We start from the raw sequence: 26,963 nt of genomic DNA, 5'->3' as shown, positions 1-26,963 counted from the left end.
CCTGGTCATTGCACGACGTTTATTTGTCTGGGATTTGTCGGATATTTTTCTAGCTCGGGCGGGAGTTTGGCGTGAATGGGCTTTTTTAGCAAGGCCGTAGCGCGTTCGCCGGCGGCGCCATGGCGGGGCAGGGCATGGCGACGGCGCGAACCGGTCCGCGACCGAGCGGCGACGGTCAATTTTCCATATCCGAATAGCGCCATGCGCCTTTTCCTGGCCCAGGAGCGCGAAGCGCATTGCCGGCGTCGCGAAAAGCCTCCAAGCTCCAGCCTCTGAACGAGGCGTTTGATCATGCCCCTGCCTGAACCGCAGCCGTCCCGCGAGGGCGGCGGCCTTTTTGCCGACCTTTACGAACTGACTATGATGCGCGCCTATGCGGCGCTCGGCATGGAGGCCGAGGCCGTGTTCAGCGTCTTCGTCCGCAAGCTGCCGAAAGAGCGCAATTTTCTCATCGCCTGCGGGCTCGACGAACTGCTCGACGAGATCGAGCGCTTTCATTTCTCGCCGGACGATATCGTCTATCTTCGCACGCTCAACCTTTTCCCCGAGGATTTTCTCGACGAGCTTCGCCGCTTCCGTTTCGCCGGCGACATTTTCGCGCTGCCCGAAGGAACGCCGTTCTTCGCCGGCGAGCCCATTCTGGAAATCCGCGCGCCGATCGGTCAGGCGCAGGCGCTGGAGACCTTGATCCTCAACCGCATCGGCTTGCAGACGCTGCTCGCGTCGAAAGCCTGGCGGGTCGTCAATGCGGCGGCGGGGCGGCGGGTGATGGATTTCGGCGCCCGCCGCGCCCAGGGCGGCGACGCCGCGCTCCACGGCGCCCGCGCCTTCGCCATCGCCGGGATCGAGGGAACCTCGCTGCTGGAGGCGGGCGCGCGCTATGGGCTCCCGGTGGCGGGAACCATGGCCCATAGTTTCGTCGAAGCTTTTTCGCGCGAGGAGGAGGCTTTCGACGCTTTCGCCACGCTCTATCCGCAAACGGTTCTGCTGGTGGACACTTATGACACGCTGCAGGGCGTGGGCAATGCTGTTCGTCTGGCGCAAAAGCTCGGACCGGAGCGCCGGCCGATGGGAATCCGTCTCGATTCCGGCGACCTGCTCGCCCTTTCGCTTTCGGCGCGGGCCTTGCTGGACGATGCGGGACTGGGCGATATGAAAATCATCGCCAGCGGCGGTCTGGACGAGGCGAAAATCGACGCCTTGGTCAAAGGCGGCGCCCCCATCGACATTTTCGGGGTGGGAACGGACATGAGCGTTTCGGCCGACGCGCCTTCGCTCGATATTTCCTACAAGCTGACTGAATATGCCGGCGCCGGCCGCATGAAGCTCTCCGCGGCCAAGGCGACCTTGCCCGGCCGCAAGCAGGTTTTCCGCCGCGAAGCCGACGGCGTCGTGACGGATGACGTCATCGCCCGCGTCGACGAGCTTTTGCCGGGGACGCCGCTGCTGGTCCAGGTCATGCGCGGCGGCAGGCGGATCGCGCCGCCCGCGGTCGATCTTTCGGTTCTGCGCGCGGCGGCGGCCCGGGCCATCGCCAGGCTGCCGCCGGATCTGCGCGCGCTGTCCCCAGCGCCGAAGCCATTTCCGGTCGCGATATCGCCGCGGCTCGAAGCCGATGCGGACGCCTTGCGCGCCCGCCTGAGCGGCGCCCAGGGATCCGCGCTTCGAACGGCGCTGTAATTTTGCCTCTGGACCTTTTGCAGCGGTCGGCAATAATCCGACCGGCGGAGGGCGTTCCGATGACGACAGACGACCGGATGACCTGGATGTGGTCGGAAGCAATGGCCATTTTTTCCCGCGCCGAGCGGTTGCGCGACGCGGCGCCCGCGCGGCGGAGCGCGGGAAGCGCGACCTGGGAGCCTGCGGTCGACGTCGTTGAAACGGAGGCCGAAGTCCTCGTCCTCGTCGCTCTGCCCGGCGTTCGTGAACAGGACGTCGAGGCCGCGATCGAAGGCTCCTCGCTCGTCGTGCGGGGCCGGCGCGGCTTCCCGCCGGAATTGCGCGCGGCCTTCGTCCACCGCCTGGAACTGCCACGCGGCGCGTTCGAACGGCGCATCTCTTTGCCCGCCAGCCGTTACGAGGCAGTCGTCCGCGCCATGCGCGAGGGGCTGCTGATCGTCAGCCTGCGCAAATCCGTCTGAGGAGGCGAAAATGGCCGACGAATCCGAGCCGACCCCGGTCGCCGCCGAAGCCGGACCCGAAGCGGGAGGGCAGGGCGCCCAGCCCGGGGAACTGATCGTCATACCGGTGCGCGACGTCGTTCTGCTGCCGGGCACGGTGATGCCGATCGGCATCGGGCGCGCGGTTTCGATCGCCGCCGCGCAGCAGGCCGTGCGCGAGGAACGCCAGATCGGCGTGCTGATGCAGCGCGATCCCAAACAGGAGGATCCGACCGCGCTAGACCTGCACCGCACCGGCGCCGTCGCCAATATTCTGCGCTATATCAGCGCCCCCGACGGAACCCATCATATCGTGCTGCAGGGCGAGCAGCGCTTTCGGGTGATCGATTTCGTCTCGGAGCGCCCGGTCATCGTGGCGCGCGTCCAACGCTTCGCCGACCCGGAGACGCTTACCCCGGAAATCGAGGCGCGGTTTCGGTTCCTGCAGCAGCAGGCCGCCGAAGCCTTCCGCCTCATGCCGCAGGCGCCGCGGGAGCTGATCGAGACGGTGGAGTCGATCCCTTCGCCCGGCGCTCTGGCGGATGTGGTCGCCGCTTATCTCGATATTGGGGCCAACGCCCGCCAGGAATTGCTCGAAACTTTCGATGTCGTGGCGCGCATAGAAAAGGTGACCAAACTCCTCGGCGAGCGGCTGGAAGTGCTGCGGCTTACCCATGAAATCGGCCAGCAGACCAAGGCCGCCTTCGACGAGCGCCAGCGCGAGGCCATATTGCGCGAGCAGATGGCGGCGATCCAGCGCCAGCTCGGCGAAGGCGACGGCCGCGCCGACGAGGTCCGCGAGATCGGCGAAAAGATCGCCAGGGCCAACATGCCGAAGGAGGTCGAGGATCAGGCGCGCAAGGAGCTGGCGCGCTACCAGCGCATGTCGGAAGGCTCCGGCGAGGCCGGGCCGCTGCGCACTTATCTCGACTGGCTGACCGAACTGCCCTGGGCCCTGCCCGAACCCAAGCCGATCGATATCGCCGAGGCGCGCCGCATCCTCGACGCCGATCATTTCGGGCTGGCGAAGATCAAGCAGCGGATCGTGGAATATCTCGCGGTGCGCAAGCTCGCGCCGGGCGGCAAGGCGCCGATCCTTTGTTTCGCCGGGCCGCCAGGCGTAGGCAAGACTTCGCTCGGCCAGTCGATCGCGCGGGCGCTCGGGCGCGCCTTCGTGCGGGTGAGCCTTGGCGGCGTCCATGACGAGGCCGAAATCCGCGGCCACCGCCGCACCTATATCGGCGCCATGCCGGGCAATATCATCCAGGCGATCCGCAAGGCTGGATCGCGCGATTGCGTGCTGATGCTCGACGAAATCGACAAGATGGGCGCCGGAATCCATGGCGACCCGGCGGCGGCCATGCTCGAAGTGCTCGATCCCGAACAGAATTTTTCTTTCCGCGACAATTATCTTGGCCAGCCCTTCGATCTCTCCCACGTCGTTTTCATCGCCACCGCCAATATGCTGGAGTCCATTCCCGGCCCCTTGCGCGACCGCATGGAGATCATCACGCTCGCCGGCTATACCGAGGACGAGAAATTCGAGATTGCGCGGCGCTATCTCGTGGCGCGCCAACTCGAAGCCAATGGCCTGACCGCCGAGCAGGTCCGCATCGACGACGAGACGCTGAAGCGCATCATCCGCGATTACACCCGCGAGGCCGGCGTGCGCGGTCTCGAACGCGAGATCGGCCGGGCGTTGCGCCATGCGGCGATGAAGATCGCCGAAGGCAGCGCGGAGCATGTCGAGTTCGGGGCCGGCGATCTGGCGGCGATCCTGGGTCCCGCATTGTTCGAGAACGAAACGGCGATGCGGACCAGCGTGCCGGGCGTGGCGACCGGGCTCGCCTGGACGCCGGTCGGCGGCGACATATTGTTCATCGAGGCGGCGCGCGCGCCGGGTAGGGGCGGCCTGACCCTCACCGGCCAGCTCGGCGAAGTGATGCGGGAGAGCGCCCAGGCCGCTTTGACGCTCGTGAGGAGCCAGGCGGCGTCCTTCGGCGTTGCGCCGGACATTTTCGAAAAAAGCGACATCCATATCCATGTGCCGGCCGGCGCCACGCCCAAGGATGGCCCGAGCGCCGGCGTCGCCATGTTCATTGCGCTCGTCTCGCTGCTGAGCAATCGCACGGTGCGCAGCGACACGGCGATGACCGGGGAGATTTCCCTGCGCGGCCTGGTGCTGCCGGTCGGCGGCATCAAGGAAAAGGTCACGGCGGCGGCGCGCGCGGGGCTCAAGCGCGTGATGCTGCCCGCGCGCAATCGCCGCGATTACGACGATATCCCGGAGGACGCGCGCAAAAGCCTCGAATTCGTCTGGCTGGAGCGTGTCGAGGACGCGGTCGCGGCGGCCTTTGAAAGCGACGTCGCGCCGGAAGCCGCTCACGCTACGAATTGAACGCCCGCGCGCGCCAACTCATCGAGCGCATCCGCTCCGTCTTCGGCAGTGACAGGCGCGGTGGCGGAGGTCACGAGAAGGGTCGGAAATCCGGCGGCGACGCTGTCGAGCGCCGTCGCTTTGACGCAGACATCGAGCGCCAGGCCGCAGACCCAGACGCGCCTCGCCTTGCGCCGCCGCAATTCGTCGGCGAGGCCGGTGCGGTCGAAGGCGGAATATTGATCCGAATCCAGGCGGTCGCCCTTGGTGACGATCATGGTGGAGGCGGGGAGCTTGAGGTCGCGATGGAACGCGGCGCCGCTTTCGTCCTGCAAGCAATGGCGCGGCCACGGCCCGCCGCGGGCGGCAAAGCTCACATGGTCCGCCGGGTGCCAGTCGCGCGAGGCGACGACGAGCGCGCCGGCGCGCGTCGCCTCGTCGATCAACGCATTGACGCGCGGCAGAATGGCGTCGCCGCCGGCAATCGGCAAAGCGCCGCCGGGACAGAAATCGTTCTGAACATCGACGATCAGCAGAACGTCGCCTTGGCCGATATGATTGCCGCCGCTCATGAGGCGTCCCGTTTCCAGATCGGACACAGAACGCCCGGATCCGGAAACGGGTTGCAATGGCGAAGGCGCGTTCAGAAGGTCGCTGAAGCGCCCACGTAGAGGGTGCGGCCGGCGGTGCAGGATTGCTGGCCGCAATAATCGGTGAAGGTCGCCCCTTCATTGGCGATGCGGTCGATGTTGGGCGTGCGGTAGCCCATCATCCAGCGATTTTGTCGGCGCTGATGTTCCGGTAGCCGATGTCGTCAGCCATGATCACGAGAATATTGGGTCTATTGGATTCGGTGGGCTCCGCTTCCGATGGGCCGGAAAATGCGGCAGCGCCGAGGGTCAGACCGATCAATGCGCATTTCAGCATTTGCAACGCCATGTCGCCCTCCCAATCGGAAACAAAGCGATCTGACAGAGCGCATGTTTCTCCTGTATCCGCTGGCGCGGAATCAGCTGAGGAGCGGTGGGAATCCCGGCGCGCCATATTGGCGCGCCGGTCTTGTTGTGCCCGGCGAATTTACTCGCCCGAGTGACTGATAGTGCTGGCCGCCTTGACCTGGGCAATAATCTGATCGAGGTTGTAGCTTTCCGGCGCCTGCAACGGCGGAAACTCTTTGTACGACTCGAGTTCTTTCAGCCACAATTGCTGGCCGATCGGCAGCATGTTCCAATCATATTGGAAGGCAGTGACAGGGCCGCCAAGCGCGCCGCCGAGGGCCATCGCGCTTTTTTGCTCGATGCCGACCGACGTCTCGAATGGATCACGTTTGATGTTCTGGACGAGCGTGAAGTGGAATGGGATGAGCGGCAAGATCCAGCCGGCCGGCCCGGGCTGCGACATCGTATAGTACATCTTCCAGTTCTTGTAGCGCACCGCCGACGGGGTCGCGCCCGAGTAATAGAAGAAGTAATCGCGCGCCGACTTGTCGGACTTGCCTTCGAGGTAGTCGCGCTGATCAAAGCCATCGAGCTTCGTCTTGACGATGCCGGGATATTGGCCGGCTTCGATCTCCTTGTTTAGCCTATCGCCTTTCGCCCCGCCGGCGATGTCGACGAAGGTCGGCAGCCAGTCGAGCGCCGCGAACAGCTGGTTCTTGACCGTGCCTGGCTTGACGTGACCCGGCCAGCGAATGACCAGAGGCGCCCTATAGCCGCCTTCCCAGGCCTCGCCCTTCTGTCCCTTGAAGGGGGTGACGCCGCCGTCCGGGAAAGAAATCGCTTCGGCGCCATTGTCGGTGGTGAAGACCACGATCGTATCGTCGAGCTGGCCCATGTCCTCGAGTTTCTTCAGCACATAGCCGATGTTGTCGTCCAGCTGCTTCATGCCGGCTTCGTTGACGCCCCAGTCCTTGCCGCCTTTCGTGCCCACCATGTCCATGTACTTTGGCGGCAGCACGGTCGTCACGTGCATGCGCGCCGGGTTGTACCAGACAAAGAACGGCTTGTTGGTTTTCTTCGGGTCGTTGCGGTCGAGGAAGTCGATCACCTTGGCCGAGATCTCTTCGTCCACTGTCTTCGACCGCTCCAAAGTCAACGGCCCTTCGTCCTTGCATGTCTGATTCGCCTGCGTTCCGTCCGAGGAGTGGCACCACAAGATCGGGCGCGGCGGGGTCAGGCAGGTTGTGGTCTTGGGGTCGACGGCGCCGGGCACGTCTGGCACGCCGGGAATCAGCGTGTTTTTGCATGGCGGCGCGACGACTTGATCGGTCGGCGTCTTGTTGATGTCGGGGAAGCTCACCCCCTGCATCGCATCGAGATGGTAGAGATAGCCCCAATATTCCTGAAAACCATGCGCCGTCGGCAGCGCTTCCGTGTGGTCGCCGAGATGGTTTTTGCCGAACTCGCCGGTCGTGTAGCCGAGGTCGTGCAGGAATTTGGCGAGCGCCGGGGTGCCAGGCCGCAGATAAGACGGGCTGCCCGGCAATTGCGGCGGGATCAATCCGGTGCGCAGCGGGTACATGCCGGTGAAGAACGCGTTTCGGCCGGAGGTGCAGCTCTGCATGGCGACATAATCCATGAAGATGGCGCCCTCCTGACCAATCCGATCAATGTTGGGAGTCTCGCCGACCATAAGGCCGCGATGGTAAATGCTCGGCTGCATCCAGCCGATGTCGTCGCCCATGATGAACAGGATGTTGGGCTTCTTTTCGTCCGCCGCGGCGGCGCTCGACACCGGCAGCGCCGAAGCTGAAGCGATGAGGGCAAGCGTCCCTCCGATAGACCAAAATTGTCTGCCTAAATGCATTGCAACCTCCTGATTCATCTTAAATGTCGACGACGTGTTGCTTTCCATTCGGTCTTATTCGCCGGGCCGCGAAAACAATTCGCACCACTGGCCTCCATGGCCGATTCGTCAGCGATTGAGGCGCCCCGAGGCGTCGGCCGAAGCCGCGCCTGTCGGCGCCGCCCCCCGAGGGTCGTTGTCATTGTTCCTTCATTGTTCCTTGGCATCAGCAAAAACGGCCCGCCCGCCACGCGTCGTGGATCGACGCGTGGTCGACGCCAGTGAAAACGCGAATGAAGCGTCGCTGTTCCTCGCACCAGCGCAAATGATTTCGCCGAAGGCTTGACCTTGTGACGGTTCAAAGGCTTGTCAGAAATATTATTGTGCCCTGGCTGTTGATATAGGTCGTCTCGTCGAGAACCGTATGGGTGTTGAGGGCGAGGCTCTGCACGTTCCAATATGGCCATACCCAATTGCGCTGCGAGGCGATCGGCCAGGTGACGGAATAGGGGACGCCTTTGGCGACGTCCTGGCGGACGAAATTGATCGAATATTCGTCGGTGGCGTTGGGCGTATAGCCGCCCTTGACGTTCACGCTGGTGTCGGCGGCGTTGGAATGTTTGCGCAGCCCCGATCCCTGTGTGGCGGTGGGCGTGAAGCTTCCGGGAAGGTCGTAGCCGAGAGTGGAATCCCAGACGCCCGAGGCCAGCAGGTAATAGAGGTTCTGTTTCGTGCCGATCATCGCGAAGGAGCGCTGGCCGAGATAGCCGCTCGCCCCCGCGTCGATCTGCGTGCCGATTTCCGCCTGGACCGCCTTGGTCGGCTTGCGGGTCACCAGATTGATTTGGCCGCCCATGCGTCCGGGGCCGTCGAGCACTGAGGAATAGCCTTTGGAAATCTGGATTTCCGAGAGGTCGCCGGTGAGAAAGCGGCCGAAGTCGAGACGATTGTCGGCCGGCAGATAGATGCGCACGCCATCGAGATAGATCGGCGCCTGCCAGCGGTCGAAGCCGTGGACATAGATGTTCTGCTCGTTGCGCGGCCCGGCGAGATTGTCGGAGACGACGCCCGGCGTCAGCTCCGCCGCCTTGTCGAGCGTCGCCTTGTCGAAGGCTTTGATCTTTTGCGAAGTGATCGTGTCGCCGCCGAGCGGCGGCGTCGTCTTGGGCTGAAAGGGAATGCCCGAGGTCGCCGCGTCGTGCGCCGCGCCCCGGCTCGACCGCGCGGTCACGCTGAGCTGGCCGAGGTCATAGACGCCATTGTCCTGCCGCGCGGCCGACGCCTCGGCGCCATTGCCGCCGCTTTGCGCCATTGCGAAACCGGCCGGCGCCACGAGCGCGCCCGTCAGAGTGATCGTCGCCAAAGTCCTGTTCATTCTTACCCCACCAAGTTCAAAGAGAGGAAAGAAAGGCGCGCAGCGCCTCGTGTTGCGCCTTGTCGAGGGCGCGAAAAGCTTCCGCCGAGGCCTCGGCTTCGCCGCCGTGCCTGAGGATCGCCTCGGCGAAGGAGCGGGCGCGGCCATCGTGAAGGAAATTCGCCGTGTCGCCGACCTTGCTGGGGAGGCCCAGGCCCCACAGCGGCGGCGTCCGCCAATCGCGTGGTCCGGCCTCGAAATCGCGACGGCCGTCGGCGAGGCCGTCGCCCATGTCGTGCAGGGCGAGGTCCGTAAAGGGCGCGATCTCGCCGCCGCCCGCGAGGGGAAGCTTTTCGCGATGGCAACGGGCGCAGCCGATCCGCTCGAAAATCTTCTGCCCCGCGAGCGCCTGGGGATCCTCGGCGTTGCGGAGCGGCGGCGGGGCCAGGCTGTCGAGGTAAAAGCGATCGCCTCGAACTGAGCGTCGCTGAGCTCCGGGCTTTTTTCCCGCGCGGCCCGGGCGAGACAGGCTTTACATCGAAACCATCGTGCGGCGTTCGTCCGAGCGGCGGGGTCGTTGGACGGCGCTGGCAAAACGATTCCCGTCCGTCCATGGATTCCGACCACCCTCCAACGAAACGCAGCAATCGGACGGCGCGGCGCTCATCCAATTGTCCGCCAAGATTTTCCGCACTTATGTTCGGCCGATTTGCCGTATGCGGGGGGAAAAGAGATGGAGGCCACATCGAGAGAACCAGCGGCGTCAGCCGCAACCGGCCCATGCGGACCTGATTGCGAGTTCCATAATATTGATTATGCGAATCGCGGATGTGGGCGCAATCGGCAAACCGCGCACCTCTGCCCCGATCCATTATGTTGACTTGCGAATGAATTGGCGCTTCGAGTTCCCGCCTTGAGCGCGGCGGCGCCGCGCGCCAATGGAGGGCCGGTTATGAACGCCAGGATTTTGCGCGCGACGCTCGCGCTTTTCGCCACGTTCGCTTTGGCCCCGGCGCCGGCGGCGGCGGAAGACGCGGTCACGCTGCGGCCTCGACCGGCGATCGCGAATGGTGTTGCGGCCTTTCCGCGCCTCGAGGCCGGCGCGCCGCCCTAGGTCGTCGCCAGGATCAACAAGGCTCTGGACGGTGAAGAGGCCCGCCTGCGCGCGACCCGCAAGGAGTGTTTCGCTCAAGCGAAGGGTCAGGCCGACTGGACGCGCAAGATCGCCGTCACCATGGCCGGGCCCGGCTTCCTCAGCCTGGTCGCGCGCGACGACTATTTCTGCGGCGGCGCCCACCCCGATGGCGGCGCGCTCGCCCTTGTCTTCGACCTGCGCGCAGGCAGGTCGGTCGATCTCGTCAAGCTGCTGCCGGGCCTGAACCTGAAGGGAGGCCTCGATACGGCCGCAGACGGCGCCAGGGTCGGAACCATCGCCTCGGCGGAATTGTCGGCGCTTTATCGCAAAGCGCCCAAGCGCGGTCTCGATCCCGAATGCAAGGGCGCGCTTGACGGCCAAGATCAGACGTTCATCGCCTGGCCGGACGCGCAATCCGGCGGGCTCGTCATCGAGCCGGAAAACCTGCCGCATGTCATTGCCGCCTGCGGCGCCGATGTGACGCTCGACACGGATGCGCTAAAAGCCGCGCAGGCGGCGCCGGAGCTTTCGCAGGCGCTGCGCAGGAAATAGGACCTGCCGAGACAGGCCAATCGGGCGTGCGCAATTGACGAGCCAGGTCGCATTTTGTCTGAGCGCCCTGCCCGACATTTTCGACATCCCTGCAAGCAACTGAAGAATTTTGCGACTATGCCCGGTGGCCGTCCGTTGAAGGCGGCTTGCGAAACAGCGCGCGCCAATGACGGCTGGCCACCAGTCCCGGCGGCAGGTCTTCAAGCTTGTCCAGCACGAGGCCGCATTGAGCGAAGGCTTCAATGCTCGTCCGGGCCAGCGGCCACGGCGGACCGTCGATCTCCTGACCCTCGTCGCGGGCGCGGCTGAGCACGAGCAGCCGTCCGCCCGGCTTGACGAAATGCGCCAGCGCCTGCCGCGCGGCGGGCAGAAGCTCCGACGACAGCGCCTGCAAGGTGTAGGTCTCGTGGACAAAATCAAAAGCCTCGCGCCATTCGGGCGGCGGCGCGAAAAGGTCGGCGACGCGGAAATCGATTTGTTGGCCGGCGAAGCGGCTTCGCGCCCATTCCACCGCGCGCGGCACGAAATCGAAAGCCGTCACCTCGGCGCCCCGATCGGCCAGAGCGGCGGCGTTGTCGCCCAGGCCGCAGCCGACGTCGAGCGCCGTGAGGCCGGCGAGCCCCGGGTCTTGGGCGAGCCATTCCACCAGCAAGGGATGGGCGGCGAGATTGCCCCACGGCACATTGGCGGCGTCGCCATCGGCCGTGGTGTAAACCGCCTCGAACCATTCGCGCCGTTGCGGGTCTTTCAGCGCGCCGCCTTTTTGCCGCGCGGGATCGATGGCGTCGAGGCGTTTGCGAGCGGCGTCGCGGCGGCGGGTGAAATCCTCGTTAAACAGGTCGTTATGCTGCGGTTTTTCAACCATTGTCTCAAATCCCGGCGTCAGGCGCCTCGTCTTCCTCGCCCTCGTCCTCGCCATTCTCGACTTCGCTGACGCGCTCGACCGAGACGACCTTTTCCGTCTCCGCCGTGTTGAATACGATGACGCCCTGCGTTCCACGGCCGACGACGCGGATGCCCTCGACCGGGCAGCGGATGAGCTGGCCGCCGTCGGTCACCAGCATGATCTGGTCCTTGGCCTCAACCGGCATCGAGGCGACGAGTTGGCCGTTGCGGACGTTGACCGCCATGGCGACGATGCCTTTGCCGCCGCGTCCGGTGACCCGATATTCATAAGACGACGTGCGCTTGCCATAGCCGTTCTCGGAAACGGTCAAAATCAGCTGCTCCGCCGCCACCATCTTCTCATAGGCCTCGGCGTCGAGCGGCGCGGCGCTCTCGCCGCCCTCCTCCGTCTCCTCGGCCTCCGGCTCGACCGGCTCGTCCGCGGCGGCGCGGCGCATTTTCAGGAATGCGGCGCGCTCGGCCGGCGTGGCGTCACTGTGGGTCAGGATCGACAGCGCGATGACGCGATCGCCTTCGGCCAGGCTTATGCCGCGCACGCCCATGGAATCGCGGCCCTTGAAGACGCGCACGTCATCGACCCGGAAGCGGATGCACTGGCCCTTGGCCGCGGTCAGCAGCACGTCCTGAGCTTCCGTGCAGATCTGGACGTCCACAATGCCTTCGCCGGGATCGAGCTTCATCGCGATCTTGCCGGCGCGGTTGACCTGGGTAAAATCGGACAATTTGTTGCGCCGGACGGTGCCGCCGGTGGTGGCGAACATCACGTCAAGAGTTTCCCACAGAGCCTCGTCCTCGGGCAGGGCCATGATCGAGGTGATGCGTTCGCCCTGCTCCAGAGGCAGCATATTGACCAGGGCCTTGCCGCGCGACTGCGGCGCGGCGAGCGGCAGCCGCCACACCTTTTCCTTGTAGACCTGACCAAGCGACGAGAAGAACAGCACCGGCGCATGGGTCGAGGCGACGAAAAGCCTTTGGACGAAATCCTCCTCGCGGGTCTGCATGCCGGAGCGGCCCTTCCCGCCCCGCCTCTGCGCCCGATAGGTCGAGAGCGGCACCCGCTTGATATAGCCGGCATGGGAAACCGTGACGACCATCTCCTCGCGCTGGATGAGGTCCTCATCGAGCATATCGCCTTCGACATCGAGGATCTGCGTGCGGCGCGGGACGGCGTGGGCGGCCTTCACGGCGAGCATCTCGTCCTTCACGATACCGAACAATTTTTCGCGGGAGCGAAGGATTTCCAGATATTCGGCGATTTCGCCGGCGAGCTTGTTGAGGTTTTCGGCGATTTCGTCGCGGCCGAGCGCGGTAAGCCGCTGGAGGCGCAAATCCAGAATGGCGCGGGCCTGCGCCTCCGACAGCCGGCAATTGCCGTCCTCGTCGATCGAATGGCGCGGGTCGGCGATCAGGGCGACGAGCGGCGCCATGTCATGAGCCGGCCAGACCCGGCCCATCAAGGCCTCGCGCGCTTCCGTCGCGTCGGCGGAGGTGCGGATCAGGCGGATGACCTCGTCGATATTGGCCACTGCAATGGCGAGGCCGACCTGAATATGCGCGCCGTCGCGCGCCTTGTTCAGCTTGAATTTGGTCCGCCGGCTGACGACCTCCTCGCGGAAGTCAATAAAGGCCTTGAGGCAGTCGATCAGGTTGAGGCTCTCGGGCCGGCCGCCGTTGAGCGCGATCATGTTGACGCCAAACGAGCTTTGCAGCGCGGTGAAGCGGTAGAGCTGGTTCAGGACAACGTCGGCCACGGCGTCGCGCTTGAGCTCGATGACGATGCGCATGCCTTCGCGGTCGGATTCGTCGCGCAGATCCGAGATGCCCTCGATCTTCTTGTCGCGCACCATTTCGGCGATCTTCTCGATCAGCGTCGCCTTGTTCACCTGATAGGGAATCTCGGTGAAGACGATCGCCTCGCGGTCCTTGCGCAGGGTCTCGATGGTCGCGACGCCGCGAATGACGACGGAGCCGCGACTGGTCTCATAGGCCTGCCGGATGCCGGCGCGGCCCATGATCGCGCCGCGTGTGGGGAAATCCGGCCCGGGCACGATCTGCATCAATTCGGAGAGCGTCATGTCGGGCCGGTCGATCAGCGCAACGCAGGCGTCGATGACCTCGCCCAGATTGTGCGGCGGGATATTGGTCGCCATGCCGACGGCGATGCCGCCGGCCCCGTTGACCAGCAGATTGGGAAAGCGCGCCGGCAGAACCGTCGGTTCGCGCTCCTTGCCGTCATAATTGGCCTGGAAATCGACCGTGTCGGAATCGATGTCCTCAATCAGAGCCAGAGCCGGCCTCGCAAGGCGCGATTCGGTGTAGCGCATGGCCGCGGCGCGGTCGCCGTCCACCGAGCCGAAATTGCCCTGCCCGTCGATGAGAGGCAGACTCATCGAGAAAGGCTGCGCCATCCGCACCAGCGCGTCATAGATCGCCGCATCGCCATGCGGATGGTACTTGCCCATCACCTCGCCGACGATGCGGGCCGATTTGACGTAAGGGCGGTCGGGCAGAAAATTGTTTTCCTGCGCCGAATGCAGGATGCGCCGGTGAACGGGCTTCAGGCCATCGCGGACGTCCGGCAGCGCGCGGCTCACGATCACGCTCATCGCATAAGCGAGATAGGAGCTTTTCATCTCCTCCGTGATGGAGACCGGACGGATGTCCGAGGCGGGCGGAACCGGATTGTCGTCGTTTTGATCGGCCAAAATGCGCTCGCGTGCTGGGGAATTGAGCCGGTTCTTTCTAGGCGATTCTTCCCGCAAAAGCCAGCGTCGCCCGGCTTCCAGGCGGCGAAGAAATCATCGTTGTTTCAATGTGTTGATCGATAGTTTCTGCGGGCTGGCGAAAGCTGGGCGATAAATTCGCCATGAAGCCGCCGGTCTGAGCCAACGAAATTGGCGGCCGTGGCGAAAGATGGAGCGCGCATCGCGCGCGTCTCTGCGGGATGGCCGACGTCCTGCGCCGGGTCATGGCGAGCGACCCGCCTCCGGAGTCGCGGGCGTGCATTGCTCCACGCCCGCGACTCCCCGCAATGCGGGGCGAAAGCCTTAAAACGGAATGTCGTCGTCCAGCGTGGCCGACACGCGACCGCCGCCCATGTCGCCAGATGCGGGGGCGCGCTCCATCGGCGACTGGCGGCCGAAGCTTCCGCCAGACGACGCGCCGCCGAAGGCGGCGTCCTCGCCGCCCCTGCCCCGGCTGTCCAGCAGCGTCAGTTCGCCGCGGAAGCGTTGCAGCACGACTTCGGTGGTCTTGCGCTGGTTGCCGTCCTTGTCGGTAAATTCGCGGGTCTGAAGCTGGCCCTCGAGATAGATTTTCGAGCCCTTCTTGCAATATTGCTCGGCGATCTTGCCGAGATTCTCGTTGAAAATCACGATATTATGCCATTCAGTGCGGTCGCGGCGCTCGCCTGTCGCCTTGTCGCGCCAGGATTCGGTCGTCGCCAGCGAGAAGGTCACGACCGGGTCGCCTGAGCCCATGCGGCGAACTTCCGGATCGCGACCCAGATTTCCGACCAAGATCACCTTATTCACGCTGCCCGACATGGCGCCCTGCTCCCGTTTTCTTGCGAAGGCGCATCCTATACGCCCGACCCCGCCCGCGCGCGGCTCAAAATCCCTTATCCACAAGCCCGCGCCTGTTCTATTTATGTTCTAGCGCTTTGGTTCGAATCGTGCAAGGGTTTCGAGGTGAAATTCGGCATGAAGGGCGCTAAATAGGCCTCGATCCGCCGCGGAAAGACAACATGGACTTAAGCCCCGCCAAGCCGAAAAGGCCCAGGAAGACGCCTTCGCCACAACCAGCGCAACCAGCGCGAGAAACGGCGGAAGATTTGGCGCGACGCATCGGCGAGGGGCGCGTCATCGCGTTGCGGGGCGCGCGGGAGCACAATCTCAAGAATATCGATCTGACCATTCCCCGCGACAAGCTCGTCGTGTTCACCGGCCTGTCCGGCTCGGGGAAATCGTCGCTGGCCTTCGACACGATCTATGCCGAGGGCCAGAGGCGCTATGTCGAAAGCCTGTCTGCTTACGCCCGGCAATTTCTGGAAATGATGCAGAAACCGGACGTGGACCATATCGAGGGCCTGTCGCCGGCGATTTCGATCGAACAGAAGACCACCTCTAAGAACCCGCGCTCGACGGTCGGCACGGTCACCGAAATCCATGATTACATGCGCCTTTTATGGGCGCGGGTCGGCATTCCCTACTCGCCCGCCACCGGTCTGCCGATCGAAAGCCAGACCGTGAGCCAGATGGTGGACCGCGTGCTCGCCCTGCCCGAGCGGACGCGGCTCTACCTGCTCGCGCCGATCGCACGCGGCCGCAAGGGTGAATATCGCAAGGAAATCGCCGATTACATGAAACGCGGCTTCCAGCGCCTCAAGGTCGACGGCCAGTTCTACGACATCGCCGACGCGCCGGCGCTCGACAAGAAATTCAAGCACGACATCGACGTCGTCGTCGACCGGATCGTCGTCCGCCCGGACATTTCCGCGCGCCTTGCCGAAAGTTTCGAGACCGCGCTCGATCTCGCCGACGGCGTCGCCGTGATCGAATTCGCCGACAGCGGCGAGGACCAGGAAAAGGCAAAAGATCCGGAGAGAATCGTCTTTTCGGAGAAATTTTCCTGTCCGGTTTCCGGTTTTTCCATCGCCGAGATCGAGCCGCGCCTGTTCTCCTTCAACTCTCCGCATGGCGCCTGCCCGAAATGCGGCGGCATCGGCTCGGAGCAGAAGGTCGACGCCGACCTGATCGTTCCCAACCCCAATCTGACCTTGCGCAAGGGCGCCGTGGCGCCCTGGGCCAAGTCGCCGTCCCCCTATTACGGCCAGACGCTGGAGGCGCTCGGCAAGGCGTTCAAATTCCGCATGGAAGACCGCTGGGCGGACCTGCCCCAAGTGGCGAAGGACATCATCCTTTACGGCTCGGGCGCGCAGGAATTGCTGTTCTCCTATGCCGACGGCGTGCGCTCCTATGAGGTGAAAAAGCCGTTCGAAGGCGTCATCCGCAATCTGGAGCGGCGCTATGTCGAGACCGAGAGCGATTGGGCGCGCGAGGAAATTTCGCGCTTCATGTCGGCGCGGCCGTGCGACGCCTGCGCCGGATTCCGCCTCAAGCCCGAGGCCCTTGCGGTTAAGATCGACCACCGCCACATCGGCGAGATTTCCGAGCTTTCCGTGCGCGAGGCGGCGGCCTGGTTCAAGTGTTTGCCGGAAAAACTCGACGCCAAACGACAGGAGATCGCGGCGCGAGTCTTGCGCGAGATCGACGAGCGTCTGAAATTCCTGGTCGATGTCGGCCTGGATTACCTCACCCTGTCGCGCGGCTCCGGCACGCTTTCGGGCGGTGAGAGCCAGCGCATCCGGCTGGCCTCGCAGATCGGCTCCGGCCTCACCGGCGTGCTTTACGTGCTCGACGAGCCCTCCATCGGCCTGCATCAGCGCGACAACGCCCGTCTGCTCGAAACGCTTCGGCGCCTTCGTGACCTCGGCAATTCGGTGATCGTCGTGGAACACGACGAGGACGCCATCCTCACCGCCGATTATGTGGTCGACGTCGGCCCCGGCGCCGGCATCCATGGCGGCCAGATCGTGGCGCAGGGAACGCCGGGCGACATCATGGCCGCCGAGGAATCCCTCACCGGCGCCTATCTCACCGGCCGCCTGCAGGTCGCGGCGCCGAAGAAGCGCCGCAAGCCGGAAGCGGGGCGACGCTTGCGGCTGGTTGGCGCGCGCGGAAACAATCTGCAAAATGTGAGCGTGGACATCCCGCTCGGGCTCTTCACCTGTATCACCGGCGTTTCGGGCGGCGGCAAATCGACCCTTATCGTCGACACGCTCTACAAAGCGGTGGCGCGGCGGCTCAATGGCGCGCTGGAGCACCCTGCCCCGTTTGACGCGCTCGAAGGGCTGGAGATGATCGACAAGGTCATCGACATCGACCAGTCGCCGATCGGACGCACGCCGCGCTCCAATCCCGCCACCTATATCGGCGCCTTTACCCCGATCCGCGACTGGTTCGCCGGCCTGCCCGAGGCCAAGGCGCGCGGCTATGGGCCCGGCCGTTTCTCCTTCAACGTCAAGGGCGGTCGCTGCGAGGCCTGCCAGGGCGACGGCGTCATCAAGATCGAAATGCATTTTCTGCCCGACGTTTATGTCACCTGCGACGTGTGCAAGGGCAAACGCTACGACCGCGAGACCCTGGAGGTTCGCTACAAGGACAAGAGCATCGCCGACGTGCTCGACATGACGGTGGAAGAGGGCGCCGAACTGTTCAAGGCCGTGCCCGCGATCCGCGACAAGCTTCAAACGCTCGCGCGCGTAGGCCTCGGCTATGTCAAAGTTGGCCAGCAGGCGACGACCTTGTCCGGCGGCGAGGCGCAGCGGGTAAAATTGTCCAAGGAATTGTCGCGCCGTTCGACCGGCGGAACCCTTTATATTCTCGACGAGCCGACCACCGGGCTGCATTTCCATGATGTGAAGAAGCTGCTGGAAGTGCTTCACGCCCTGGTGGAGCAAGGCAACAGCGTCGTGGTCATCGAGCATAATCTCGATGTGATCAAGACCGCGGACTGGATCATCGACCTGGGGCCGGAAGGCGGCGACGGCGGTGGGCGAATCGTCGCGCAGGGACCGCCCGAGGCGATTCTGCGCGAGCCCGCCTCGCATACCGGCAAATTCCTCAAGGAAGCGCTGGAGCGCCGCCCCGCCTCCGGTTCGGCGACGCGATGATTGCGCCGTCCTGGCTTCCCCGTGGATTGACCGAAAAGTACGATCGCCCTTTTTCGTAATCCCGCATAGCCTGATTCGCGAGACTGGCGCGGGAGCCCTGAGCTATGCAAAAACGCATTGCTGCTTTGCAAGAAACGCGGCTTCACTTATGCCGCAACTGCGCACAATATCCGTTCATAGACGAACGACTAATGCCCCCGCGATTAATGTTCCGAAGCGAGATTTTTCGTGTGATTTCAATTAGTTAGCTGAACGGGCGCGGAAAATCCCCCCGTTCAACATTGCGCCCGCCGGTTCCTCCCCCCGGCGGGCGCTTTTTCTTTTTCATGCGCTTACAGCGTGGCGATCAGGGCCGCGCCGACCAGTCGCCGTTCGCCGAGCAGGATGTTGTATGTTTGGCACGCGGCGCCGGTATCCATCGGATCGCAGGAGATTCCCGCTTCCCGCAATTTCATTCGCAGCGCGGGCGGAACCGGCTGAAGCGCCGGGCCGCAGCCGAACAGGATCAACTCGACCGCGCCGCGCGGCAACGCGAAGAGCGGCGCGAGCGAAGAATCGTCGATTTCGGCGAAGCTTGTGGGCGCGAAGGCGTGGATTCCGGACGGCAAGGCCAGAATTGAACCGCGATGCGACATGCCGGCGAACTCGAATCCGCCAGAGCCGTAGCCGTCGATCGAATGGCGGCCCGGCACGAAGCCTTCATATTTCAGTTCGCCCGCCATCACGCGCCCGAAAGGGGCCGCGCGCTGGTTTTGGCGCCGACGCCGGTGACCTCGTCGGCGGCCGCGCGCGCCTCGTTGCGCAGGCCGAGATAGATCAGCGTCGGCGAACAGATGAAGATCGAGGAATAAGTCGCGACGAAAATGCCCCACATCATGGCGAGCGAGAAAGAACGAATCACATGGCCGCCGAATACGACCAGCGACAGCAGCGCCAGAAAGACCGTGGTCGCGGTCATCAAGGTGCGCGGCAGCACCGCGTTGATCGACAGGTCGATCAGCTGGTCTGTCGGCATTTTCTTGTATTTTCGCATATTCTCTCGGATTCGGTCGAGCACGACCACGGTTTCGTTGAGCGAATAGCCGATGATCGTCAGGATCGCCGCGATCGAGGTGGTGTTGAATTCGAGCTGGGTGATCGAAAAAAAGCCGACCGTGAGCAGCAGGTCGTGCATGGTGGCGATGATCGCGGCGATGGCGAACTGCCATTCGAATCGGAACCAGAGATAGGTCAGGACCGCGAAGATCGAGATGACGACGCCCAAAGTGCCCTGCTGCACCAATTGGGCCGAAACGCTCGGGCCGACGACGGCGATGCTGCGGAAGTCGTATGATCCGCCCAAGGCCTGCTTGACCTTCTCGACCGCCGCCTGCTGCGCGGTGTCGCCGCCGGGCTGCATGCCGAATCGGATCGCGGCTTCGGCGGCGTTGCCGAAGCCCTGCACCTGGAGCTCGCCGAGGCCGAGGTGGCTGGACAGGTCGCGGATATAGGAGAGATCGGCCGTTCCGCTCTTCGCCTTGACCTCTATCATGGTGCCGCCGGAGAAGTCGATGCCGAAATTCATGCCGACGAAGAGGAAAAGCACGACCGAAATGATCGAGAGCACGGCCGAAAAGGGATAGGACACGCGCCGGAAGCGCATGAACGGAAATTTGGTGTTTTCGGGCGCGAGGCGCAGCAGTTTCATCGCAAGTCCTCGTCAGATCGGCAGCTTGCTCGGACGCGCGTAGCGGTACCACAGCGCGATCATCATCCGGGTCATGGTGACGGCGGTGACGATGGTGGTCATGATGCCCAGCGCCAGCGAAACCGCGAAGCCGCGCACCGGGCCCGAGCCCAGGAAATAAAGGATCGCCGCGACCACGAACATGGTGACGTTGGAGTCGACGATGGTCGCGAAGGCGCGCTTGAAGCCGGCGTCGAGGGCGGAAATGAGCGATCGGCCGGCGTGGGATTCCTCGCGGATACGCTCATAAATCAGCACGTTGGAGTCGACGGCCATGCCGATGGTCAGCACGATGCCGGCGATTCCGGGCAAGGTCAGGGTCGCGCGCAGCAGCACCAACGCCGCGAAGATGAAGGAAATATGGATCATCAGCGCGATATTGGCGAAGACGCCGAACACGCCATAGGTGATCAGCATATAGGTCAGGACCAGGGCCGCGGCCCAATAGGCGGCGCGTTTGCCCGCATTGATCGAATCCTGTCCCAGACCGGGGCCGACGGTGCGCTCCTCGACGATGCTGAGCTTGGCCGGCAGCGCGCCGGCGCGCAGCAGGATGGCGAGATTGTTGGCCTGCTCAACCGTGAAATGGCCGGAAATCTGGCCCGATCCGCCGGTGATCGGCGTGAGGATGCGCGGCGCGGAAATGACCTTGTTGTCGAGCACGATGGCGAAAGGCCGGCCGACATTGGCGGAGGTCACCTGGCCGAATTTCTGACCGCCGCGGATGTTGAAGCGGAAATTGACGACCGGTTCGCCGGTGCGCTGATCGAAGCCGGGCTGGGCGTCGGTAAGGTCCTCGCCCTCAACCATCACCTGTTTTTCGACCGGCAGCTTGCCTGGCGAGTCGGCCTGGGGAAGCATGTCCACGTCGGCGGAATTGTAGCCGGGTTCGGCGACGAGGCGGAATTCGAGCTTGGCGGTGGTGCCGACGATTTCCTTGAGCCGGTCGGTGTCCTTGAGGCCGGGCACTTCGACCAGGATGCGGTCGGAGCCCTGGCGCTGGATATTGGGCTCGGTGGTGCCGAGGCCGTTGACGCGGCGGTTCAGCACTTCGATCGTCTGCTCGACGGCGCGGGCGATTTTGGAACTGATGGCGGCGTCGGTCAGGTTGAGCTTCAGCAGGCCGTCGCCGGCGTTCACGACGTCGAGGCCGGAGCCGCCGGGCCCGGCGGAAAGCTGCACCAGCCCATAAATCTTGGGCATGATTCGAGTCCGCTCCTCGGCGTTGGGGATGCGGACCTGAACGCCGCGGGCATTGACGCCGATGCCCCCGGAAATTCCGATTTTTTCCTCGCGCAGCTGGCGGCGCAGATCGTCGCGCAGATTGCCGACCATGGTGTGAATGACGTCGGCGCGATCGACCTCATAAAGCAGATAGGCGCCGCCCTGGAGGTCGAGGCCGAGCACGATGGATTCGGGCTGCAGCCAGGACGGCAGGGTTTCCGCCAGTTTCGCGCGATTCGCCGGCCCGATCATGCTCGGAATGCAAATCAGGATCGCCATCAGAGTGGCGGCGAGGGTGAGGGCGATTTTCCAGGGGGCGTAACGCATCATGGCGGGCGGCAGTCCAACCTTTGGCCGTCAGGCGCTTTCCTTGACCGGCTCGCCCTTGGCGCGCACTTCGGCAATGGCCGACCGGCTCTGCCGGACGCGGACATTGGGGGCGATTTCGATCTCGATTTCGCCGTCGTCGATCGTTTTGGTCACCTTGCCGATCAGCCCGCCATTGGTGACCACGGTGTCGCCGCGGCGAATGTTCGAGATCATGTCCTGGTGCGCCTTGGCGCGCTGCTGCTGCGGCCGCAGAATCAGGAAATACATGATGATGAGGATGATGCCGAACGGCGCCATCTGGATGAGGAAGTCGGCGCCGTTCGCGCCGCCCGAGGCCGTTTGCGCAAAGGCCGGGGTGATGAAACTCATGTCTTGTTTCCGCGTGGTGGGCGCAATTCGGTGCGCCGGGTGAAAACGCGGCGGACTATAGCGGCTGAAAATCCGAAAGCAATCGTTGCGGGCTGGAAAGCCTTGAGTCTTTTGCGGCGAAGCCCTAAACGCGCGGCTCAACCAGCCCGGATCGACGCCGATGTCCCAAATAGACGACCTTCAACCCCTGCTGGCGCGCATCGCCGAGGCGCTTGAGCGGATGAGCCCCCCGCCCCCGCCGCCGCCGGACTTTTCCGCGGCGCCGGCCTTCGTCTGGCGCGCGGAGGACCAGCTTCTCGCGCCGGTGAAAAAGGTCAGCCGCGTCGATCTCGCCCTGCTGCGCGGCGTCGATTATCTCCGCGATCAACTCCTCGGCAACACCGAACGTTTCGCTCGCGGCCTGCCGGCCAATAATGTCCTGTTGTGGGGCGCGCGCGGCATGGGCAAATCGTCGCTCGTCAAGGCGGCGCATGCCGACGTCAGCGCGCGCCTCGCGGCAACGCCGGATTTCCAGGGCCTGAAGCTGATCGAAATCCACCGCGAGGACATCGAATCGCTGCCCGCTCTGATGGCTTTGCTGCGCGACGCCGCAGAGCGTTTCATCGTCTTCTGCGACGACCTCTCCTTCGACGGCGGCGACGCCTCTTATAAATCTCTGAAGGCGGCGCTGGAGGGCGGCGTCGAAGGCCGTCCGGCCAATGTGCTGTTCTATGCGACCTCGAACCGCCGCCATCTGCTGCCCCGCGACATGGTCGAGAACGAGCGCTCCACCGCGATCAATCCGGGCGAGGCGGTGGAGGAAAAGGTGTCGCTGTCCGACCGTTTCGGACTGTGGCTGGGCTTCCATAAATGCAGTCAGGACGACTATCTCGCCATGGTCTTCGCCTATGTGAAACATTACGGACTGGAGGCGCCGGAGGCGCAGATTCGCGCCGAGTCGCTGGAATGGGCGATAACCCGGGCGTCGCGCTCCGGTCGCGCCGCATTCCAATATATCCAGGACCTCGCCGGACGGCTCGGCCACAGGCTGGATTAGCGGCTTTTCTCGCCCGTCTTGGGGCGGCCGGGCTGCGGCGGCGCGCTGGCGTTGCGCTCCTTTTCGCGGATCCATTCGAGATCGTTTTGCGCGCGCGCCTCCAGCACCGCCCGCAATTCGCTTTGAATTGTGGGGAGCTCGGCTTTCAGCGCGTCGCGTTCGTCCGCGGTCGCGCCAAGCTCGCCCAGAATATTGTCATAGAAACTGGAGAGACCCTGCAAGACGTTGCTAGGCCCATTCGCGAGAAGCGCTTTGAGTCGCTCGGCTTCGGCCAGACGGGCCTTCACACGCTCGCGATGACGGCGCTGCTTTTCGGCGCCCGTAAGGGGCTGCGGGCCTAGTCTGCGCATGTGGCCCCCTGTATGTTGACTGCCACTATGTTGCCGCAATTGATGCAAAAGGTCAATCAAATGACGTAGGCCCCTGGTCGGCGCGAGTGGCGAGACTCGATTTGGCGAATCGAAGAACCTCTCGGCAGCCAATGGCTTAGGCGCGATGTGCGCCGCCGGTGGCGGCTTTGTGCGGCGCCGGTGCCGGCTTTTTGCGGCGCGAGGGAAATTCCATCAATTTTTTCGCACGGCGATGGCAAGGTTCGCCGCACCTTTCCCGCGCTTGTCGTGAAAAGTTCGTTTTCGGTCTTTTCAATCGGATTCTGCGCTGCTATACGGCCGCCATCGCAAGCGCGATCCCTGATAGCTCAGCCGGTAGAGCAAGCGACTGTTAATCGCTGGGTCGCAGGTTCGAGTCCTGCTCAGGGAGCCACCTCTTCCCCACGATGGCGTCGGTTCTGTCCCGGCTGGCAACGATTTTGCGACGAGGACGCGCCCATACGGATCGTCCGGGATGAGAATGACTTACGACAATTTGTTCGGCGCGCCGCCGCCGGAACTCGCCGAATCCGCGCTCGATTCGCGCCAATTTTCGCCCACATGCCCGGGCGCCGAGGACCTGGCCGCCGTCGCGCCGGGCTCGCTCGCCAATCTCGCCATGCTCGCCCCGCCCGGGGCCATCGAGCGGCGCAGCGCCATCGCCCTCGCTTTGCGGGCCCTGGCGACGGGCGCGCCTTTTCTCGTCATGGCCCCCAAGGACAAGGGCGGCGGCCGCATCGCCAAGGAGCTCGCCGAACTCGCCTGCCCATGCCAGGAAAGCTCCAAACGCCACCATCGCATCTGCGCCGCGAACGCGCAGGGCGACATCGCGGCGATCGAGGCCGCGATCCACGCCGGGGCGCCGCGCTTCTCCGAATCGCTTGGTCTGTGGACCCAGCCCGGGGTCTTTTCCTGGGACCGAATCGACCCCGGCTCGGCGTTTCTGATCCGCCATCTGCCGGAATTTTCCGGCCGGGGCGCCGATTTCGGCTGCGGCTTCGGCCTGATCGCCCATAGAATTCTGGGCTCGCCCCGGGTGAAGTCGCTCCTCATGGTCGATATCGACCGCCGCGCCATCGAGCTTTGCGCCCGCAACGTCGATGATCCGCGCGTGGCGATCCTGTGGGCGGACGTGCGCGCGCTCTCGCTCGGACCGTTCGACTTCATCGCCATGAACCCGCCCTTCCACGAGGCCGGCAGGGAGACCAAGGAACTCGGCCGCAGCTTCATCGCCAGCGCGGCGGCGAATCTGCGGCCTGGCGGCCAGTGCTGGCTGGTGGCCAATCGTCACCTGCCCTATGAGGCCGCGCTGGAGCAAACATTCCGCTCGGTCGCGCCGATCGCGGCGGAGGGCGGCTACAAGGTGATCGAGGCGATCAAGTGAGCGCCAGATCGGCGCGGCTCGACCGCCTGCTCGCCAATCTCGGCTATGGCTCGCGGCGCGAAATCCAGATTCTGGCGCGCACGGGGCGGATTCGCCTCGATGGCGAGGTTTTGCGCGACGTCGAGAAGCGGGTCGTCGCCGACGCCGATCTCGCCGCGCGGCTGACGGTCGACGGCGAGACTCTCGACCCCCTGCCCGGCCTCGTGCTGATGATGAACAAGCCGGTCGGAGTCACCTGCTCCCATAAGGAAGCCGGCCCGCTGGTCCATCGCCTGCTCCCCGAACGCTGGCGCCGGCGCGATCCGGCCATTTCCACGGTCGGACGGCTCGACAAGGACACTTCCGGCCTTTTGCTCCTGACCGACGACGGCGCGCTGCTGCACAGAATCATCTCGCCGCGCTCTTCGCCGCCCAAAACCTATCGCGCCACTCTCGACCGCCCCTTGCGCGGCGACGAGGCGGCGGTTTTCGCCTCCGGAACGCTGATGCTGGAGGGCGAGGACAAGCCGCTGCTGCCGGCGCATATGGAGATCCTTGACGAAGGCGCGGCGCTGCTGACCTTGTCCGAAGGCCGCTACCATCAGGCCCGGCGCATGTTCGCGGCGGTCGGCAATCATGTGACGGCGCTGCATCGCCTCTCGATCGGCGACCTGACGCTGCCCGACGATCTGGCGCCGGGCGCGTTCGCCGTGCTCGACGCGGAGGCAATCGCGCAAATTTTTTGTCGAAAAAATAACTAAGTCGATCGTTCCCGAGGCGAAATCGACGATTTGGCTCTTGAGACAGGCCGCCGAGGCCTGTGGGACGCCGTTTCGTAGCGTCCGACCGCGATTTGGCGCGGCTCCAGGAATTTTCGCGCCTGAATTCGCGGGACAAACCGCCGCCAAATCGTTTCCGCTCTGCCCCGGGACTTGGCCCCGGCGCCGCGACGCGAAACTCGCGCCTCCCGTTATAATGCGCTGCGACAGCGTTTACGGATTTTCGTTCATCGCGACGGTTAAACAGGCGGGCCTTGGTCTATGCCGCGCTTTTCAAAGGCAAAATCACGGCCAAACGCCATAAAACTCGGTAATTTTTAGTTAAATTTCGTGTTTTTTCGGCTATTTATGGCGGTGTTAGCCACTGAAATAGAATAAATATCATTAATATTTTATTTATCCCATTAATATGTAAGCCATTTCGTTACGTCAATATGCAGTCAATCGAGGTTGTAACAAATTCGTCAACCAATCTTCCTCGACGCAACTGCGAAATAATGGTATGCGGTGACCTTGTAGAAAATTTCTGACGTAAGACGCGTGCGTCTTGCAGAAGTCAAGTGTTAGTTCGCATTCGAGACCCGTAAATTCGGAGACATCTATGGCGACCTATAATCTAGACCAGTGCCAATTGGATTCGCTGCTTGATCGCTACGTGTCGCGTGGAACGGAAGACGCGATATTCCAAGCACTGAAAGGCGCCGACCTGCTTCCCCACGGGCATGGAACCCTCGGCGTCGAAACCCAGTCGGACAGCGGCACATATAAAATTCCGATGGGGGACGACTTTTTCCTCGATGTCGGCCAGTCGAATTCAATAATTTTGAAATCGCACGGCGGCGTCGTCATCGGCGCCGGTGACGGCGCGAACTCGATCCTCGACAAGGGTCCGGGCGGCGACACCCTCGTCGGCGGCGCGGGGGCCGAAAAGCTCGAGGTCACGCGGGGCGACAATGTGCTCATCGGCGGCGGCGGCCTCAACACCTTGATCGGCGGGACAGGCGACGACGTCTTGATCGGTGGCGGGAAAAGCCTGCTGGAGGCGGGCTCCGGCGACTCGACGCTGATGGGCGGCTCGAATTTCGATTATTCTCAAGGCGCCGGAGACGATCACGGGCGCCATCACGGCGGCAGTGACGATCATGGGCGCCATCGCGACGGTCGCGGCGGCGACGACGACCGGCGGGGGGGCGACCATGGGCGCGGCGATGACCACCACCAGGGGCAGACCTTCTCGATGGATACGCTGGTGGGTGGTTCCGGCGACGACCTGATGAAGGTTTACCATGGCGACAATGTGATTTACGCCGGGACCGGCCACGACACCATCTACGCGGGCGACGGCTCCGACACGATCTACGGCTCGACCAATCCGACCGCCACCCACGCCATGGACACGATCTACCTTGGGACGGGAGACACGTCGATCCAGGGCGGCGCGGCGGGAGCCGCGACGATTTTCGCCGGAATGCACGGCAACGACACGGTAACCGGATCCGCGCATGGTCAGGCTTTGTCGCTCTATTCGGAGCAATCCACCGCAGGCATCAAATCCATGACCGAAAGCGGCGGCGTGACCACGATCACCTTCAAGGACCATCAGAGCCTGTCGCTCGATCATGTCACGGTCCATTTCTCGAACGGGCCCATTATGAAGGTCTAACGGACGCCCTGCCCGTCCTGGCGGCCAGTTCACGCGCGCGGCCGAAACGCAAAGCCGGAGGTTTCAGCCTCCGGCTTCGCGCTTTTGGGGCTCCCCATGCGCAAC

24 protein-coding genes and 1 tRNA gene are annotated in these 26,963 nt (G+C 64.0%); 11 read left to right on the top strand and 14 right to left on the bottom strand.

What is annotated here, in order from left to right; translation table 11 throughout:
- Positions 1-291 precede the first annotated feature (291 nt).
- Genes K2U94_RS11710 through lon form a run of 3 tightly spaced genes read left to right on the top strand, consistent with a single transcriptional unit; the run spans position 292 to position 4,557 of the window.
- Positions 292-1,680 (top strand): nicotinate phosphoribosyltransferase, encoded by a 1,389-nt coding sequence (locus K2U94_RS11710; protein WP_243067380.1) that lies wholly within the window; start codon positions 292-294, stop codon positions 1,678-1,680.
- Between the two features lie 59 nt (positions 1,681-1,739).
- Complete coding sequence (locus K2U94_RS11705; protein WP_243067379.1) at positions 1,740-2,141, top strand: Hsp20/alpha crystallin family protein; 402 nt, start codon at positions 1,740-1,742, stop codon at positions 2,139-2,141.
- 10 nt (positions 2,142-2,151) lie between these two features.
- Positions 2,152-4,557, top strand: coding sequence for an endopeptidase La (gene lon, locus K2U94_RS11700; RefSeq protein WP_272884857.1), 2,406 nt, complete (start codon positions 2,152-2,154; stop codon positions 4,555-4,557).
- Here the strand turns inward: lon and K2U94_RS11695 are convergent.
- From K2U94_RS11695 to K2U94_RS11675, 6 genes are all read right to left on the bottom strand, one after another.
- The gene (locus K2U94_RS11695) at positions 4,542-5,108 is read right to left on the bottom strand and encodes a nicotinamidase (protein WP_243067378.1); all 567 of its coding nucleotides are present in this window, start codon (positions 5,106-5,108) and stop codon (positions 4,542-4,544) included. The genes lon and K2U94_RS11695 overlap by 16 nt on opposite strands.
- Before the next feature lie 71 nt (positions 5,109-5,179).
- Positions 5,180-5,308 (bottom strand): hypothetical protein, encoded by a 129-nt coding sequence (locus K2U94_RS20785; RefSeq protein WP_425332520.1) that lies wholly within the window; start codon positions 5,306-5,308, stop codon positions 5,180-5,182.
- On the bottom strand, positions 5,305-5,580 hold the full coding sequence (locus K2U94_RS20780) for a hypothetical protein (RefSeq protein WP_425332519.1): 276 nt from the start codon (positions 5,578-5,580) through the stop codon (positions 5,305-5,307). The genes K2U94_RS20785 and K2U94_RS20780 overlap by 4 nt, the downstream gene beginning before the upstream one ends.
- A gap of 33 nt (positions 5,581-5,613) precedes the next feature.
- Positions 5,614-7,218 carry an arylsulfatase gene (locus tag K2U94_RS11685; protein WP_252393810.1) on the bottom strand — a complete coding sequence of 535 codons (1,605 nt, stop codon included), beginning with the start codon at positions 7,216-7,218 and terminating at the stop codon, positions 5,614-5,616.
- Positions 7,219-7,678: 460 nt separating this feature from the next.
- Complete coding sequence (locus tag K2U94_RS11680; protein ID WP_243067377.1) at positions 7,679-8,695, bottom strand: TonB-dependent receptor plug domain-containing protein; 1,017 nt, start codon at positions 8,693-8,695, stop codon at positions 7,679-7,681.
- Between the two features lie 16 nt (positions 8,696-8,711).
- Positions 8,712-9,122 carry a di-heme oxidoredictase family protein gene (locus tag K2U94_RS11675; RefSeq protein WP_243068856.1) on the bottom strand — a complete coding sequence of 137 codons (411 nt, stop codon included), beginning with the start codon at positions 9,120-9,122 and terminating at the stop codon, positions 8,712-8,714.
- A gap of 504 nt (positions 9,123-9,626) precedes the next feature.
- On the opposite strand from K2U94_RS11675, the gene K2U94_RS11670 reads away from it, so the two are divergent.
- Complete coding sequence (locus K2U94_RS11670) at positions 9,627-9,788, top strand: hypothetical protein (RefSeq protein WP_243067376.1); 162 nt, start codon at positions 9,627-9,629, stop codon at positions 9,786-9,788.
- Positions 9,789-9,908: 120 nt separating this feature from the next.
- Positions 9,909-10,361: a hypothetical protein gene (locus K2U94_RS11665; RefSeq protein ID WP_243067375.1), complete on the top strand. Its 453-nt coding sequence runs from the start codon at positions 9,909-9,911 to the stop codon at positions 10,359-10,361.
- A 115-nt stretch (positions 10,362-10,476) separates the two neighbouring features.
- On the opposite strand, the gene K2U94_RS11660 is transcribed toward K2U94_RS11665, so the two are convergent.
- From K2U94_RS11660 to ssb, 3 genes are all read right to left on the bottom strand, one after another.
- Positions 10,477-11,226: a class I SAM-dependent methyltransferase gene (locus K2U94_RS11660; RefSeq protein WP_243067374.1), complete on the bottom strand. Its 750-nt coding sequence runs from the start codon at positions 11,224-11,226 to the stop codon at positions 10,477-10,479.
- A gap of 4 nt (positions 11,227-11,230) precedes the next feature.
- On the bottom strand, positions 11,231-13,972 hold the full coding sequence (gyrA, locus tag K2U94_RS11655) for a DNA gyrase subunit A (protein ID WP_243067373.1): 2,742 nt from the start codon (positions 13,970-13,972) through the stop codon (positions 11,231-11,233).
- Positions 13,973-14,314: 342 nt separating this feature from the next.
- Complete coding sequence (gene ssb / locus K2U94_RS11650; protein ID WP_243067372.1) at positions 14,315-14,812, bottom strand: single-stranded DNA-binding protein; 498 nt, start codon at positions 14,810-14,812, stop codon at positions 14,315-14,317.
- Between the two features lie 200 nt (positions 14,813-15,012).
- Between ssb and uvrA the strand changes: the two genes are divergently transcribed.
- Entirely contained in the window at positions 15,013-18,000 is a 2,988-nt protein-coding gene (gene uvrA / locus K2U94_RS11645) for an excinuclease ABC subunit UvrA (RefSeq protein WP_243067371.1), read from the top strand.
- 332 nt (positions 18,001-18,332) lie between these two features.
- On the opposite strand, the gene K2U94_RS11640 is transcribed toward uvrA, so the two are convergent.
- The 4 genes from K2U94_RS11640 to yajC are packed head-to-tail and all read right to left on the bottom strand — an operon-like array spanning position 18,333 to position 21,649.
- Positions 18,333-18,722, bottom strand: coding sequence for an Mth938-like domain-containing protein (locus tag K2U94_RS11640; RefSeq protein ID WP_243067370.1), 390 nt, complete (start codon positions 18,720-18,722; stop codon positions 18,333-18,335).
- Positions 18,722-19,687, bottom strand: coding sequence for a protein translocase subunit SecF (secF, locus tag K2U94_RS11635; protein WP_243067369.1), 966 nt, complete (start codon positions 19,685-19,687; stop codon positions 18,722-18,724). The genes K2U94_RS11640 and secF overlap by 1 nt, the downstream gene beginning before the upstream one ends.
- A gap of 12 nt (positions 19,688-19,699) precedes the next feature.
- A complete protein-coding gene (secD, locus tag K2U94_RS11630; RefSeq protein WP_243067368.1) occupies positions 19,700-21,280 on the bottom strand; it encodes a protein translocase subunit SecD in 1,581 nt (526 codons plus the stop codon).
- 27 nt (positions 21,281-21,307) lie between these two features.
- A complete protein-coding gene (gene yajC / locus K2U94_RS11625; RefSeq protein ID WP_243067367.1) occupies positions 21,308-21,649 on the bottom strand; it encodes a preprotein translocase subunit YajC in 342 nt (113 codons plus the stop codon).
- A 160-nt stretch (positions 21,650-21,809) separates the two neighbouring features.
- Here yajC and K2U94_RS11620 point away from each other — a divergent pair, with 160 nt between their 5' ends.
- A complete protein-coding gene (locus K2U94_RS11620; protein ID WP_243067366.1) occupies positions 21,810-22,685 on the top strand; it encodes an ATP-binding protein in 876 nt (291 codons plus the stop codon).
- Here K2U94_RS11620 and K2U94_RS11615 read toward each other — a convergent pair.
- Positions 22,682-23,095: a hypothetical protein gene (locus K2U94_RS11615; RefSeq protein WP_243067365.1), complete on the bottom strand. Its 414-nt coding sequence runs from the start codon at positions 23,093-23,095 to the stop codon at positions 22,682-22,684. The genes K2U94_RS11620 and K2U94_RS11615 overlap by 4 nt on opposite strands.
- A 276-nt stretch (positions 23,096-23,371) precedes the next feature.
- Here K2U94_RS11615 and K2U94_RS11610 point away from each other — a divergent pair.
- The 4 genes from K2U94_RS11610 (at position 23,372) to K2U94_RS11595 (ending at position 26,858) form a co-directional block, all read left to right on the top strand.
- Positions 23,372-23,447 (top strand) — tRNA-Asn (locus K2U94_RS11610).
- 87 nt (positions 23,448-23,534) lie between these two features.
- The gene (locus K2U94_RS11605; protein WP_243067364.1) at positions 23,535-24,437 is read left to right on the top strand and encodes a class I SAM-dependent methyltransferase; all 903 of its coding nucleotides are present in this window, start codon (positions 23,535-23,537) and stop codon (positions 24,435-24,437) included.
- Positions 24,434-25,177 (top strand): pseudouridine synthase, encoded by a 744-nt coding sequence (locus K2U94_RS11600; RefSeq protein ID WP_243067363.1) that lies wholly within the window; start codon positions 24,434-24,436, stop codon positions 25,175-25,177. Before K2U94_RS11605 ends, K2U94_RS11600 begins: the two co-directional genes overlap by 4 nt.
- A gap of 619 nt (positions 25,178-25,796) precedes the next feature.
- Positions 25,797-26,858, top strand: a complete 1,062-nt coding sequence (locus K2U94_RS11595) for a calcium-binding protein (protein ID WP_243067362.1) — start codon at positions 25,797-25,799, stop codon at positions 26,856-26,858.
- The last annotated feature ends 105 nt before the right edge of the window (positions 26,859-26,963 follow it).

Origin of the sequence: Candidatus Rhodoblastus alkanivorans (genome assembly GCF_022760755.1) — a bacterium.
GTDB lineage: Bacteria > Pseudomonadota > Alphaproteobacteria > Rhizobiales > Beijerinckiaceae > Rhodoblastus > Rhodoblastus alkanivorans.
Note: the sequence above shows the minus strand (reverse complement) of the source record. Positions and strands in the feature narration are given on the sequence as shown.